15 protein-coding genes are annotated in these 15,258 nt (G+C 39.9%); 3 read left to right on the top strand and 12 right to left on the bottom strand.

Features of this window, described 5'->3' with window-relative positions; all coding sequences use genetic code 11:
* The 3 genes from RMY16_RS18475 to RMY16_RS18465 form a co-directional block, all read left to right on the top strand.
* Positions 1–191, top strand: a 191-nt coding sequence (locus tag RMY16_RS18475) for a hypothetical protein (RefSeq protein WP_322737635.1), incomplete at its 5' end; no start/stop codon positions are given.
* A 29-nt stretch (positions 192–220) separates the two neighbouring features.
* Positions 221–616, top strand: a complete 396-nt coding sequence (locus tag RMY16_RS18470; protein WP_322737634.1) for a hypothetical protein — start codon at positions 221–223, stop codon at positions 614–616.
* Positions 617–856: 240 nt separating this feature from the next.
* Positions 857–1,450 (top strand): Uma2 family endonuclease, encoded by a 594-nt coding sequence (locus RMY16_RS18465; protein ID WP_322737633.1) that lies wholly within the window; start codon positions 857–859, stop codon positions 1,448–1,450.
* A 53-nt stretch (positions 1,451–1,503) separates the two neighbouring features.
* Here RMY16_RS18465 and RMY16_RS18460 read toward each other — a convergent pair whose 3' ends face one another.
* The 12 genes from RMY16_RS18460 to RMY16_RS18405 form a co-directional block, all read right to left on the bottom strand.
* Positions 1,504–1,728: a type II toxin-antitoxin system HicA family toxin gene (locus tag RMY16_RS18460; protein ID WP_322737632.1), complete on the bottom strand. Its 225-nt coding sequence runs from the start codon at positions 1,726–1,728 to the stop codon at positions 1,504–1,506.
* A gap of 2 nt (positions 1,729–1,730) precedes the next feature.
* On the bottom strand, positions 1,731–1,937 hold the full coding sequence (locus RMY16_RS18455) for a type II toxin-antitoxin system HicB family antitoxin (protein WP_109007382.1): 207 nt from the start codon (positions 1,935–1,937) through the stop codon (positions 1,731–1,733).
* 59 nt (positions 1,938–1,996) lie between these two features.
* Entirely contained in the window at positions 1,997–2,743 is a 747-nt protein-coding gene (urtD, locus tag RMY16_RS18450) for an urea ABC transporter ATP-binding protein UrtD (RefSeq protein ID WP_322737631.1), read from the bottom strand.
* Positions 2,718–3,833, bottom strand: a complete 1,116-nt coding sequence (gene urtC / locus RMY16_RS18445) for an urea ABC transporter permease subunit UrtC (protein ID WP_322668942.1) — start codon at positions 3,831–3,833, stop codon at positions 2,718–2,720. Before urtC ends, urtD begins: the two co-directional genes overlap by 26 nt.
* 27 nt (positions 3,834–3,860) lie before the next feature.
* Positions 3,861–5,021 (bottom strand): ABC transporter permease subunit, encoded by a 1,161-nt coding sequence (locus RMY16_RS18440; protein WP_322737630.1) that lies wholly within the window; start codon positions 5,019–5,021, stop codon positions 3,861–3,863.
* Positions 5,022–5,201: 180 nt separating this feature from the next.
* Positions 5,202–6,518: an urea ABC transporter substrate-binding protein gene (gene urtA / locus RMY16_RS18435; RefSeq protein WP_322737629.1), complete on the bottom strand. Its 1,317-nt coding sequence runs from the start codon at positions 6,516–6,518 to the stop codon at positions 5,202–5,204.
* Positions 6,519–6,989: 471 nt separating this feature from the next.
* Positions 6,990–7,412 (bottom strand): ester cyclase, encoded by a 423-nt coding sequence (locus RMY16_RS18430; protein WP_322737628.1) that lies wholly within the window; start codon positions 7,410–7,412, stop codon positions 6,990–6,992.
* Positions 7,413–7,571: 159 nt separating this feature from the next.
* Positions 7,572–8,711 carry an FAD-binding oxidoreductase gene (locus tag RMY16_RS18425; protein ID WP_322737627.1) on the bottom strand — a complete coding sequence of 380 codons (1,140 nt, stop codon included), beginning with the start codon at positions 8,709–8,711 and terminating at the stop codon, positions 7,572–7,574.
* An 18-nt stretch (positions 8,712–8,729) separates the two neighbouring features.
* Entirely contained in the window at positions 8,730–9,620 is an 891-nt protein-coding gene (locus tag RMY16_RS18420; RefSeq protein ID WP_322737626.1) for an isopenicillin N synthase family dioxygenase, read from the bottom strand.
* A 219-nt stretch (positions 9,621–9,839) separates the two neighbouring features.
* Positions 9,840–11,903, bottom strand: a complete 2,064-nt coding sequence (locus RMY16_RS18415) for a bifunctional metallophosphatase/5'-nucleotidase (protein ID WP_322737625.1) — start codon at positions 11,901–11,903, stop codon at positions 9,840–9,842.
* Between the two features lie 468 nt (positions 11,904–12,371).
* Complete coding sequence (locus RMY16_RS18410) at positions 12,372–13,196, bottom strand: SGNH/GDSL hydrolase family protein (RefSeq protein ID WP_322737624.1); 825 nt, start codon at positions 13,194–13,196, stop codon at positions 12,372–12,374.
* Positions 13,197–14,009: 813 nt separating this feature from the next.
* Positions 14,010–15,173, bottom strand: a complete 1,164-nt coding sequence (locus tag RMY16_RS18405; RefSeq protein WP_322737623.1) for a PAS domain-containing protein — start codon at positions 15,171–15,173, stop codon at positions 14,010–14,012.
* Positions 15,174–15,258: the final 85 nt, after the last annotated feature.

Raw genomic sequence — 15,258 nt, 5'->3', positions numbered from 1 at the left:
TCTGTAGCGACTACTCCCAAGTCTGTAGCGACTACTCCCAAGTCTGTAGCGACTACTCTCGTGTTTTTTACCTCTTACCCTCGTACATGAGTAATTATATACCGAGATATTACTGGTATAAGCTAAAAATTTTGCGATCGCAATTTGCGATTTATGCTGAACCAGAATCGGGTTTAATTAAGGCAAACTAGCTCTAGAAGTATCTTAAAAGAGCAAATTTATGTCTCGTCAAAAACGTACATCCCGCGTTTTAGAAAAAGCTGAATTAAGAGCATCTGGAATGAAATCGATTATTCCAAGCATTAAATTTGAACAAGATTATACTTTAGAAAAACTGATTGATTCAATCGAACAGTTACGTAATAAAATTGATGTTCATAATAGCGCTCTGGCTATAGTTGACTCTACTTTAACAGAAGTTGAAGAGATGGAAAAAAACTTGAAGCAGTTTTCTGAGAAAATGTTAATGGTGGTTGCTATCAAGTACGGTAAAGACAGCGCTGAATATGAAATGGCGGGTGGTGTTCGTAATAGCGATCGCCTCCGCAAAATGAGAGCGAGCCGCTTAAAAAATATTGCAGAACAAGCATCAGATAAGAATGATAAAACCGCATAGAAAATGAGGTAATTTGATTTGTGTATACACCGCCGCATTAGCAAGTCTTGTCTGCGACACGTTACGCAAACCACCGTCACCGCCCCTTGTAGATATCGCTAGGCAATATCCAAGCTGTGCATCAACTGATAAGCGCAAGAATGGAAAAAATGTGGAGTTTCTTTTTCCAGTCATTATGATGTACTTCTTCACCACACTATCATTTAGTGGTAGTCTATGTATGGTAAGAAAGCAAAGCAAATGACCCAAAGGACGAAAACTCAAAAACTGCTGACCTTTGAAGAATATCTTACCTATGACGATGGTACAGACACGCGCTATGAGTTGGTGGATGGAGAATTAGTCGAGATGCCACCAGAAAGTCAGGAAAATAGCAATCTGGCAAGATTTCTATTTGTTGAGCTACTAAAACATTTCCCCTTTTATTTAGTTGCTCACAAAGATACAGAAATTGAGGTGGCGGGGCGACGGGCGAGATGTCGTTTACCTGACTTAATGGTTCACACAGAAGAATCTTATGCTGCCCTTATCGGTGCTACTCGTGCTACCCTCACCCGTGATATGCCGCCACCGACACTGGTGATTGAAATTGTTTCTCCAGGAACAGCAAACAGTGTTCGTGATTATCGCTATAAGCGGACAGAGTATGCTGCTAGGCAAATATTAGAGTATTGGATTGTTGACCCACAGATACAACAAATTACGATTTGCCAGTGGGTAGAGGGACAGTATGAGGATAAGGTATTTACAGGTGCGACTTGCATGGAATCAGTAGTAATTGCTGATTGGGCGCTAACAGTAGAGCAGGTGTTTAACAGCGCAAACCGGCCATAATTTCTAGGGAAATAGAATCTTATTGAAAAATAAAAACTGGGATGCACTCCGCATCAAATTGCAGAAACAAACTCGTTAACTGTAAGCCCAGCAGTGCGAATCAAAGTTCGCAACGTTCCTTTTGCTACTTCACGATGCTCAGGAACAGACAATGTGGCTAATTCTCCTTCCTTAACCAGGATGATATGGCTTCCACTTTGACGTGCAACTTCCCAACCAAATAACTCAAATACACGAACAACTTCACGTCCACTAAGAATAGGAAGAGTAGACGCCATAACTAAGCCACAACCTCTACTTGGTGAGTCTCTATGGTAAGTGGCAAACCGCGCTCGGCACGAACTTGTAGGCAGGCAGCTATCGCATCTTTGATATTTTCTAGTGCTTCTTCCTTAGTCTGACCTTGACTGACACAACCCGGAATGCTGGGGCATTCTACTATCCATGCACCATCTTCATCACGATCGACCGTTACATTAAATCTCATATTTCCTCATCCACTAAGCTTGTGACTATAGTATATCTAAGCCTTGTAGAGCTAAAAATTTAGTCTTCCTGTTTTCCCAAATATACTTCAATTACACGGGAGTCATTTTGCACTTCTTCAAAATTACCTTCGCACAGCACAGAACCTTCATGTAATACTGTCACTTTCTTGGCAATTTGACGCACAAATTCCATATCATGTTCAATTACTAAAATTGAATGACTCTGCGCTAGTGCTAAAAGCAGTTCGCCAATATTGTATGTTTCTTCATCTGTTAAACCAGCAACGGGTTCATCAACAAGTAATAAATCTGGAGACTGTGCTACTAACATCCCAATTTCTAAACGTTGCTTTTCTCCGTGAGATAGCAAAGCTGCTCTGATATCAGCTTTCGGCGTTAACCCGATGGTTTCTAATAATCCTTTAATATTATTCTTTTCAACAGCATGAGAACGTTCCAGCAAAGTAGAAAAGACATTCTTCTTCTTATTACTGGTAATTTCTAAATTTTCACGGGGCGTTAAGTTAAGGTAAATGCGGGGTGTTTGAAACTTGCGCCCAATTCCCAATCGGGCAATTTTATATTCAGGTAAAGAACGCAGATTTCTTCCTTTGAATAAAACTCGCCCCACTGTTGGCTGAACTTTACCCGTAATTACATCCAAAAAGGTTGTCTTTCCCGCACCATTCGGGCCAATTACTACTCGTAATTCACCCACATCCATACTAAAGTTAAGCTGGTTTAAAGCCTTAAAACCGTCAAAGCTAACAGTTACGTTTTCAGTTTCCAATATTTTCGCGTTCATGTTGCACTTCCGGGTCTTCTTCCAAGGTGGGATATGTAGCAATTTCTTGACGGCGGTTGAAAAGAGAAATATTCTGACTACGCAACCATCCCACGATGCCGTCAGGAAGGACTGTGACGACTATCAAAAATAGTGCGCCTTGGAAAAATAGCCAGATTTCGGCAAATTGTTCGCTTAAAAAAGTACGGGCATAATTGACTAACAAAGTTCCGACAATCGCGCCAATTAAAGTAGCGCGTCCGCCTACTGCTACCCAAATCACCATTTCAATCGAAAAGGCAATATCCATTGCTCTAGGTGAGACAGAACCACTTTGAATGGTGTAAAATGCTCCTGCTATACCTGCGATCGCACCGGAAACTGCAAACACCAACACCTTAAAATCTGTAGGGTCGTAGCCAGAAAATCTTACCCGACTTTCATCATCACGAATCGCTATCAGCAACCTCCCAAAGCGTCCAGTTGTCAACCAACGACAAATCCCGTAGGTGATTGCGAGAAACACTACCGTCAGCGTGTAGAAAACAAACTGCGTTTTGGCATCGCTGACCGTTGCCCCAAACAAAGTTGTAAAATCTATCAGTCCATTCGTGCCGTTGAAAAATTGTTGTTGACCATTAAAGAAGTTGAAAAATACAATCGTTCCGGCTTGAGTCAAGATGGAAAAATAAACTCCCTTAAGGCGATTTCGGAAAACCAAATATCCTAACAATCCCGCCAACAACCCCGGAATTAATACCACCAAAGCTATTGTCAAAGGAAAAGAATAAAAAGGTTGCCAAAACGCGGGAAGTTCCGTAACTCCATAAAGCCCCATGAAATCAGGCAATTCTCCAGTAGGGACTTGCAGCTTCAGGTACATTGCGATCGCATATCCACCCAAACCAAAGAAAATACCATGTCCCAAACTTAGTAAACCAGTATACCCCCAAATCAAATCGATACCCAAAGCTGCGATCGCCAGTGATAAAAATCGCCCCAACAAATTTAGGCGAAACTCCGACAGTAGCAGTGGCATAATGATGATGAGGAAGAGTGCGATCGCGATCGCCACCCCAACTTCAATTAATAATCCCCCCTTCTTTCTCATTCTCTGCGTCCTCTGCATCTCTGCGGCTTAAACATCAACAGTACGTCCCTTCTGCGGAAAAATCCCTCCAGGCTTCCACTGCAAAAACACAATAATCAGCGCAAACACCATCACCTTAGCCATACTCGTCGTCGCAAAAAAAGTAAACAAATCAGCCAAAGGTTTAACAGAACTCAACAATAAAGCCAAAGTACCAGAACCAATTAAAAAATTAGCCGTACCAATACCCAAAGCAGCCACAATCGTCCCGGCTAAATTGCCCACACCTCCAACGACAACCACCATAAAAGTATCAATAATATAGTTTTGTCCGGTATTTGGCCCCACAGAACCGAGTAAACTAATTGCACATCCAGCGACACCAGCTAAACCAGAACCCAGTGCAAAAGTAATTGCGTCCACCTTTTGAGTTGGGATACCCAAACAAGCACTCATACTCCGGTTTTGTGTCACCGCCCGAATTCTTAAACCCCAGCTAGAACGTTGTAAAAATAAGTAAATTCCTGCCACACAGATTATTGTTAAAGCAATAATAAATAATCTGGCAAAGGGCAATTGCACACCACCTAAAGATATCCCTGCTTGTAACCAAGTCGGTGCTGTTACATCCACATTTTGAGCGCCAAACCAAGGTTGAGTCACTGCTAACTGATAAGTTTGACTCAATAATTTGCCTGTTGTGATTGTTACCCCCAGGGATAATAAAAATATCACCGCCACAATCCAGTTACGAACCCTTCCCAAATCAGTGCGAGAATTTAAAATCCATAAACCTCCAAAAAACAGCAGAGAAAATAAGCCGATACCAATTATCAATACCCAATTCACACTGCGAACAAACTGCTGAAAAATTAAACTTACTCCCCAAGTTGCTAGTAAAGTTTCTAATGGGCGTCCATAGAGATAACGAATCACACCTTTTTCTAGAATTAATCCCACAGCAGCCGTGAAGATAAAAGCAATAATCAAAGCCAAAAATATATAAACTTCAAACCACACCCCACCCAATTGTTTGCAAACATTTTGCACAACAAATGTTGTATAAGCGCCGAACATCATCAATTCACCATGCGCCATATTGATGACGCCCATCAATCCAAATATAATCGCCAGCCCCAAAGCAGCAATTAATAATACCGCGCCAATACTAATACCATTAAATACAGCTTCTAAAAATCCTGCTAACACTTATTTCTCCACAACAGCTATCAGCGAGTAGTTAGTATCTCGTGTACCTCGTTCCCAGTCTCAGACTGGGAATGCCTATTAGGAGGCTCCGCCTCCTGACTCACGGCAGCAGCCCAACGAGCAGCATTTCCAGGTAGAACCTGGAAACGAGAATATTACAAATTACGAATTACGAATTATTTAGGTTTTCTTGAACTTACCACCCTTAGCAGGGTCACTCCAATCACAAGCAAATCCCTTAGTTTCTTTCACAAATTGATTCCAAGGAACTGGCTCAACCGCTGTTGGAGTAGCATAGACAATATCAAATAAACCATCTTGTCTAACTTGACCAATCCGCACGATTTTGGATATGTGATGATTGGCATCCATTGTCACTTTACCTTCAGGTGCATCTAGAGTTTGGCCATAAGCCGCAGCACTTACCTTAGCTATATCTGTAGTACCAGCTTTTTGGACTGCTTGTTTCCACAAATAAACTGCAACGTATGCTGCTTCCATTGGGTCATTTGTCACCCGATTTTCACCATACTCTTTTTTGAAAGCTGCTACAAACTTCTTATTAGCAGGTGTGTCTACTGTTTGGAAATAGTTCCAAGCTGCATAATGACCTTTGAGATACTCTACACCAATTGCTTTGACTTCTTCTTCGGCAATACTTACAGACATGGAGGGATATTTATCTGGTGTCAATCCAGCCCCTTTTAATTGTTTGAAGAAAGCAACGTTGCTATCACCATTTAAGGTGTTGTAAATCACGCCACCATTGGGCAAATTTTGCTTGATTTTAGTGATAATTGGTGTAACTTCTGTATTGCCTAGAGGTAAATAATCTTCACCAACTGTTTTTCCGCCTAAAGCTTCTAGTTGAGCTTTAATGATTGTATTAGCTGTCCGGGGAAAAACGTAGTCAGAGCCAACTAAGAAGAATTCTTTGCCCTTATTTTTTAACAGCCAATCAACAGATGGTTCGATTTGTTGATTGGGTGCAGCGCCAGTGTAGAAAATATTTTTAGAACACTCTTGACCTTCATATTGCACAGGATACCAGAGCATATGGTTTTTGCTCTCGAATACTGGCTTAACGTTCTTGCGGCTAGCAGAAGTCCAACAACCAAAAACTACAGCGACTTTATCTTGATCAATTAGCTTGGTTGCCTTTTCTCTAAAAGTATCCCAGTTAGAAGCGCCATCTTCGGTAATTGCTTCAATTTGCTTACCTAAAACACCACCAGCAGCGTTAATTTCTTTGATTGCTAACTTTTCAGCATCAACAACGCTTTTTTCACTAATAGACATCGTACCACTCAGAGAGTGCAAAATACCTACTTTGATCGTGTCACCAGTAGTCGCCGCCGCTGGTGAAGCAGTGGGAGTCACGGCTGGACTCTGTGTCGCAGTTGGAGAACTATTCGCGCAAGCTTTCAAAAAAAAGCTGCTTCCAAAAGTTAAAGAACCGTAGATTATAAACTTGCGTCGGTTAAATTGTCTTCTCATCTTTTTATGAATTTTCCTGCTGATGAATCAGCCAACTTATAGAAAGCTGACAATATCAATCTTTAAAGTGTGATATTAGTGCGATAGTTTACTAGTAAAAAGTGACGTATTATACAAAAAAGTTTGTTTTTGTAATAAAAAACAAACTTTTTAAGATTAAGCTTTATTAACTTTATAAAGATTCTCATATCTATGCAATACGTTATGGAAGAAGAAAACCTTTCTCTTCCGCGAACATCTTTGATTCTAGACAGTTAAAAACTGCTAAGTATCTAGGCATAAATAAATTTATTGTTTGTAGTAAGGACTTTAGTCTTGATAATCCTTGCTCTGAGCGATAAATCGCTCACTACAAACTAGGAGTTTATTTTATGTTTAATTATGTTTATTTACTTATCTCTTTTCAAAATTCTGGTCTGTGCTGAACAGATAGCTGGTTAATACAACAATAGTTTTAATCAACTATTGCTATTACTCAGATATTCCTGGTTCAATCCGTGCCCCAAGTTGAAGAACCCGTCCAAGGTCGTCAGCGTTTCGCCAGGTTTCAATTATCTTGCCGTCAGCAATATAATGAATGAATGTAGCAGTGAATGTCTGTTGACGGCCGCGACTTGGTATGCCAAGAAAACTCTCTTGGATGCAGGTATTAGTCGCACGCACAACAACTTTGTCACCTTCAGCGATTACGTCTTCAATTGTCCATTTCTGCTGGATAGGGCCAAATGAACCAAAGAGTTTGCGTACCCCTTCAGGGCCAAGGGGAAGTCCTGGTAAACCACCGTGCATTTTCCAATTCGGGGCGGTTATCTCGCAAATTTCTTCGATTTTATGCTCGCTAATAAGTTCAATCCACCGTTGAGCAATGATTTTGTTGTCCTCAATGGAAGACATTGCTGCTATTCCTTTACTGAAAATTAGGCGAACTCTAATTATTTATTTAGACAGACAAGATGCACTATTGTCAATTAACCAAGTTTGAGATTGAATTAAAATCAGTGCAGCGCTTAATGTGTCAGCATCAGTAATATTTGTGTTTTTCCCTGCGGGCTTTTAGATTAGCATTTGTGTAATAATTTCATCTTCATGACCAGTTGCAAAATTAGCAAAGCGCTTTGCCAAAGGTGGTATAAGTACTAGGGGATTACTAAATCCAGAGAAAACCTGAACGCCTTCCAATCCTGGAATAGCACCAATTAAGGGAAGTTGATTGCTACTAAATGCCACTAAGCAGTGATACCAAGTCCCTGGTAAATTCTCCAATGCTGGTAAAATTTGACCAACACCTTTTCGCAACCATTTTTCGCTTACATCTGAGTTTACCTTGGCATGAGGATCTGCGATCGCACGGCTAATTTGACCGATGCGGATACTACCATCTTGAAACTGAATTGCACCCACATCTAAAATCGCTGGTACTAAATCATTACCAAGTTCATCCCATAATTCATCAACTTGACTAGATTCAGCTTCTAGTTGAAACCGTTGCTGATTCGCCGGCATAACTAAGGTGCGTAACCTGACATCAACGGCTGGGGTTTCAATGATTTCTTCGTGGGTAAAATACAGCTTGATGGAAACACCAGCAGATTTGAGAAGCTGGCGGCTGAGTCCACCCGCACAAACGACAACGTTAGCGCTGTGAAAAGTTGCACTGGTGGTTTGGACACCATCTTGCAATACTTGCAAAACTTGGGTAATCTGCACTTCACCCCCAGCCCGCTCAAAAGCTTGGATGTAAGCTTGTGCCGTTTTTTCTGGGTTAATATGACCGTGTTTGACAGTTAAAGCCCCAGATATCGTTTCTCGATTTAGCTGCGGTTCCAACTCACAAGCTTCTTGAATATCGAGTAAACGGGGTGGAATGGCACAATCATTATAAAATGCAGCAGTTGCTTCTGGGTCGTTATCGGCTGAAATAGTCAGTAATAAATCTAATTCTCGAAATTGAATATCAGCGTCTAACTCTTGAGATAAGATATGATAACGTGCGATCGCTTCTTCGCACAATAGCCGAGTTAGTGGTGTAGTACCCGACCAATAGGCAAGCCCACCATAACTATAGCGAGTTGCATTCTCTGGTCTGCTGTGTTGCTCCAACAAAAGTACAGAAAAGCCAGTTTTAGCAAGTTCATGAGCGAGTGCAGCACCCGTAATTCCGCCGCCAACCACAATCCAGTCGTAGGTTTTCATCTTAAATGTCTTTTTTAATTACGAATTACCATAAGTTGCTTGTAAACGGCTTAAAAGATATTCTCCCGCAAGGATAGGGGCATAGATAGGCGATTGTTCTTTTTGGCAACTCTCCAAACAAGTAATTTCTGTATCATCATTAGGATGACAGAAAAAAGCCATAGAATACCGAGACTGATTTACCCTATCATCACTGGGAATCATCACTCGGTGCTTAGTTGAGCAAAATCGATGATTTGTCCACCGTTGCATTAAATCGCCAGTATTGACTATTACAGTATCAGGAATTGCAGGCGCAACAATCCACTCTCCAGATACTGTCTGTACTTCTAACCCGCCAATGTCATCTTGGAAAAGTAAGGTAATACTGCCATAATCGGAATGTTCACCAGCACGCACCTGTCCGGGTTTTGGTGGTGTCTGCAATGGTGGATAGTGGAGTAAGCGCAAGGTATGATTTTGTTGATTATGTCTTATAGTAAAAAAATCTTCTGGCAATTCCAACGCCAACGCATAAGCTTGTAATATCGTATTAGCAAGTTCTGTACAATTATCATAGAAGATAACAAGAGAAGCATTTATCCCTACGGCTTGTTTGTTGACATTAAACGCCTCTTTTAAGTCGCCTGGTTTATTGGGGTCAAGACGTTCTCTCTCAATCCCAACGTAACCCATATTACTCAATTCATCACTCCAAGCTTGCTTTTGCTTAACTTCCAAAGGTAAATTGAAAAAAGATTTGCTGTGATTGAATACTTCCTTGATTAGCTCTTTTGATATTGCAGAATTTTGCAAATACATGAAGCCAATTTCATGACAAGCTTCATAGATTTGTTTGATGACAGCTTGTCGAGTTATTGCGTTGCTCTTAGTAAAATTAGTGAAATCAATGACTGGAATTTTGACCATTGATTCAAAATACCACATCTTTATTGAGAAGGGTAAAGGGTAAAGGGTAAAGGGAAATAATTAAAAACTTTTCTCTACGAGTATAAATGCAGGGGGAAAGGGGAAAGGGTAAAGGTTAAAGGGTAAAGGGAAATAATTAAAAACTTTTCCCTACGGGTATAAATGCAGGGGGAAAGAAGAAAGGGGAAAGGTTAAAGGGAAAGGAAAAATTCCATTCCTTTACCCCTTCCCCTTTATCCCTTCCCCGTTCCCCTCTTCTTCATGCAGCTTCAGATTTTGAATGCGAGTATCTTCGGTAGGTGGTACATCCTCCTGAGCAAATGGAATCTGCTTAAAGTTAGCAGCCAGATATTCTGCTAATGCATCTTGTTCAGAACCATCAGCAGCAAAGGTAGCTAAACCTGTACGTTTAGCATCTTTTGATGTCAAATCAACCCGTTTAGTTTTAGGAAAAGGATAACCATCACCACCATTTGCGAGAAAGTTTAAGGTGACAGCGCGGAAGATACGATTAGAGTCACCCACTAACTCTGCATTTTTCACTACTACATCAATAATTTTGCCTTTCCCATCTTTGATAACCAGGGATTTAACACGTTTACCTGCTGGTAAATCTGGGTCAAAGCTAAAGGCTAATCCCGCTACTTGCGGAAAACTGCCAGGGGTTGCACCGGGTGCTATGGCTGCGACACTATGTTCAATCACTGCTAGTAGTTCTTCAGCATTTAAAGTCACTAAAGTCAAGCCATTGTTGAACCGTAAAGCATTGCTGATATCAAGTTGAGAAATTTCTTTTTCTTTCTTACCTGCTACAGGATTGGCTTGGGGTGGCAGTTTGATAACATCCTGTGAGCGAGTCGAACCTGGGGGAAAGGTATAGATACCAATATTGTCACGGATACCACCACCATTTTTAATAGAAATAACAGTTTTAGGATCGTATCGTTTAGCGATCGCTAAATTAGCTTCGGCTGTCAAATTCCCGAAATTGGTTTCTTGGGTGCGGACATCACCCCGCCAGCCGTTGAGGAAAACGTTGGTTTTCCCAAAAATCTGACTATCTTGGGCAATAATCACTTTTTTGAGCGCTTCTGTAATGGCAACAATTTTGGCATCGGGTTTCCCACCTACAGCTGCTACCCCTTGGGAATCAGTCGCATAAGCACCACTAATTTTAGGGTCAATACTTTTAGGAATAATCACTCCCTTGGCATCAAAGTTAACTACTAAACGACCAACATAGCGATAGTTTCCATCGGTATTAACTACAGCTATCGGATTACCATCTGCGGCTTTTTTAATGATTGGATAAGTTCCAGCAGACTTATCACCCATTCGCAGACGGTCTGTTTTGTCGGCTAGTAAGGTATTAGAACCACCAGCAACAATAATATCTACTCCCTTAAGTAATTGTGCTAGCTTTTGCTCAATCGCAATTTGCTGCATGTGTGCCAATAGAATGACTTTATTAATCTCTGGGTTTTTTGTCAGCAGCGTATCAACAGAAGTTTGAATTTCAGCAGCTAAGGCGGCAATATCTGCGGTATCACGGCTATTAAATTTTTTAGGCAACACAGTTACACCACCAGGAGAAGAAATAGTCCGCAGTGTGGGAGTTGTCGCTCCAACCACAGCAATTTTTTCACCATTGACAGTAATAATGGTGCTACGGGCAATTTTATTGGGAATTTTACTTGCTTCTTGTCCATCAGCAGTAACTAATTTTGCTAGGTCTTTATCAGTGCTGAAGTCTAAATTCGCGCTGAGATAGGGAAATTTTGTACCTGGGTAATCTTCTTTAGCACGAAGTAAGTCAGCAACAACACCCGTATTTAAGTCAAATTCGTGATTACCAAAGGCGATCGCACCAAACCCAAGAGCATTTAAAATTAAGATATCTCCTCGCCCCTGACCACCAAAAGCTGTGTCACTAGCAAATAAGAAGGGACTGGGAATATAAGCATCTCCAGATGAAAGGATTAAGGTATTAGGATAATCAGGTTTGCCATCACCGTTAGCATCCTGATTTTTGAGTGCATTCAACACCGCCGAAAAGTTCGGTGCATCCTTCAGCGCTGGGACACCCGCTTCTTGGTCGGAAGTATGTAAAAGTTGTAGCGTGAAACCTGACTTCTGTGCTGTTTTTTTAACTTGCACGACACCACCAGTAGTTCCTAAAAATAAAAAGATGCTAGATATAATTAGCCAACTTAACTGGCTAGCATTTAAATCTCGGCTATTAAACTTATTTAAAAATTGATTTTTCTGAGATAAAAAAGACATAATAAATTTTCTAGCTCATCATTGGTGAATATTTTTTAGTGTATTATAAATATCACACAAGCAATATTTCATAAGTTTAATTTTAATATTGATCTTCATATCTGATTGGAAAATGCCCATGTAGAGGAAAATATTATAGATAAAAAGTAGGAAAAGTAGGAAAAGTAGGATGTTTTTTATTCCCCCTTGATTATCAGGTTATTACACAGTAATTTAATATGTTATGTACAGCTTTTGAAAAGGAGTTTGGGGGATGTAAAAAAAGCCACTGAAATTTTTAAAGGAAAGTTTTCAGATGAAAAACTGAAAGAAAATAGGGAATAGAGAGTTAAAAAAAGCGCAGTTTTTTAACTCCTTTTATATTGATATTTAATTAATAGACCTCTTGCAAAAATATATTTTTGCACTCTTAGGAAAAAGGTTAAAGGGAAAGGATTTTGAGTTTTGCATGATTTTTTATTTTGGGATTTATCGCGATATTGAAATTGCTTTTAGTGCTGCGTCTGCTAAAATGCGATGAGCAGCCGTTGTTGGATGAATGCCGTCCCAAAATAAAAACTTGTCTGGATTGCTACAGGTAGTAACATTAGATAGACAAGAACTAGTCACATTTGTGAAATCAAATTTTGCTGGGTTAGCAATTGCTTCTTGATATAGAGACTTAACATCAAGTTGAATGATTTTATTGCCAAAACCAAATTTTTTTTGAAGTGAATTAATAGATTTAGTCAATTCCAAATTATGCAGATTTGTCATAGCACTCAGGTTACTGGAAGAGAAAGTACTATAGGTAGCTGGAATCTTACCTAAATCAGGTAAATTAGCTACCAAAACTGTTTTAGCTCCGGCTGTTAACAACGATTGAACTGCATTAGATAAATTGGCGATCGCAGAAGTAGTATTAGTAGCCCCAGAAAGATAATCATTGGCTCCAGCCCAAACGATATAAAGCGCATTTGGGTTTAACTTTTGCTGCGATTTTGTATAACTATAAACTTGCGCTAATGCCCCAGGAATGCCGTTAAAATTACCACTGATAGTAGTCGAACCACCATAGGCAAAATTAATAATTTTGGTATTATTCAATCCTAGTTTAGTGCTAAGATGTTCTACCCATATTGGACCATTAGAATAACGTCCTTGAAAGTAAGGAGGACTAGGAGGGTAAAGTCCATTTGTAGCCTTGAATATATTGCCTGTATCTGAAAGACTATCCCCAAAAACATAGAGTTCGTTAATTTGCTCGTTATGAACATCTTGAGAACTCTGTGTAGAAGCTGCAAATGTAATCATAATAAAAGTTAAAAGAGCTAATACTACTGCAAAAATCCTTTTTTTCACTCGGAAATTTTCTCCTTACCAGGATGGCAAAGCTCTCCTCCTCATCAGAGCAAGAGAGCTTTTATCTAAAAATCAAGTTGTTAATTGGAGAAAGCTATCTAGGCTTTGTTTTAGATATTGAATTTGAAATTTATAACCAAATTTAATATCTAAAACTCAGAAACCCTCTTGATTACATAGCAACTTGTCTACTTGTCTAATACCAATAATTAATGAGGTCAAGCGCTTGGTCTGTTAGCACGGCTCGGCTGCATACATTACTGCACTTACACCTACCGCTATCACTTTGTGACAATTTGGGGGCCTTAGCCTTTATTCTGGGTGGTTACACTACTTTGGATCTCAGGTAAAACCCATTTATTTTTCGGTTGGCTGTCAGCGCATTACATCAAATTAGCTTTGCTTGACACTTCTTTAATATAATCTGGCAGCTATCTCTTAGAGATGGAGTCAACCGTACTTTTTTCGGGTAGTTACACTACTTTTTATCTGAGGTAAAAGCCATTTATTTTTCGGTTGGCTGTCAGCGCATTACATCAAATTAGCTTTGCTTGACACTTCTTTAATATAATCTGGCAGCTATCTCTTAGAGATGAGGTCAACCGTACTTTCTTCCGGGTGGTTACACTACTTTATTTAGAGATAAACACATTTTTTCAAGATTTCCTATTAAGTCATTTAGCCAAATCCACAATTTTGACACTTGTCTTATCTAGAAGAATACTGGATTATTAATTACGGCTAACTTTGTCTACAAAAATCACATCAATCTTTCAAAATAATGTGATTTTGGGAATCAAAACTGATTAGACCATGTTGTTCTAGTATGCCCATACATCTTGTAATTGTGACTCTGGTAGTACAGCAGGCACTAGCGATATCTTCATGTGTAAAACGAACACTTAGGCGAGTTCCCTGCGATACAGTTTCACCGATTTCCTGTTTCAAAAGTTGCAATAAATGGTGCAAGCGCTCTTGTACATGGAGCCTTACACTATTGAATAATAAACATTCTGTTTGCTGTAACCTGCGATTAATTTTTAGTAACAGGTTATGGTTTAGCGTTGGCGAGGCTGCTATTTCTGCTTCATCAAATGATACCAACTCAACATCACACAGGGCTGTTGCTTGGTAAATGTTTAAACCAGTCATACTAGAGCCAAAAACCATCCCTACTTTGGCTAAACCTATCAAAATTTCTTCGCCCGTTTCACAAAAAGTACTGAGTTTGACTACTCCCTGATGAACATACCAAATCATTCTTGGTCTGAGACAAATATTTTCTCCTTTAGAATATTGATACAATTGGCGGTTTTGGATGATGTCACTCTCATTTTGAATGCTTATTGATTCGGTTCGCTGTTGCTCAGTGACGTTACGCAGCAGCCAGTATAGATGTTTTATTTTACCCTGCCGATCGCGCACAACTGTGACTCTCAAAGCTGCATTCAAGAACTCGCCATAACGTTGCTGCAAACGTATTACTAATTCGTTGGCTGTGTCTGATTGCGATAGTTGGTTAAGTTCGCTGCAAAAGTGCTGATGATCTTCTGGTGAGATAAAGTTAATCATGGCTTTACCCACCAGAAATTGTTTTGAAACATTGAGTAATGTAACAGCCGCCGCGTTTGCTTTTTGGATTACGCCTTCTGCATTAGTTACTAAATAACCATCTGGTGCCAACTCGAATAAATCTTGGTAGTGTTCGCGTTCTGCTTGTAACAAATTTTGTGTTTGTATTAGTTCCTCATTTTGCTGACGCAGTTCTTCCATTGCTAAGTGCGCCATCTTTGCAGAGCTAAGGAGTTCCTGAAAAGCTTGCGGCTGTAACTCTGGGCTAATCCAACCCAAAACATTAGCAGTCTGATATAAAGAAGCTAAATCTTTGTGCAATGCTTCTGTGCGTTTGGTCAATAATTCTATGTTCACTTTAGTTCTCCGAACAGCGTAGATCATCAACGCAGATGGATTGACAATGCATTAATCATCGCTTGCTGTAATTTTCTTTCCTTGG

The organism is Nostoc sp. DedQUE12b (assembly GCF_034530835.1).
Taxonomy (GTDB): Bacteria; Cyanobacteriota; Cyanobacteriia; order Cyanobacteriales; family Nostocaceae; genus Nostoc.
Note: the sequence above shows the minus strand (reverse complement) of the source record. Positions and strands in the feature narration are given on the sequence as shown.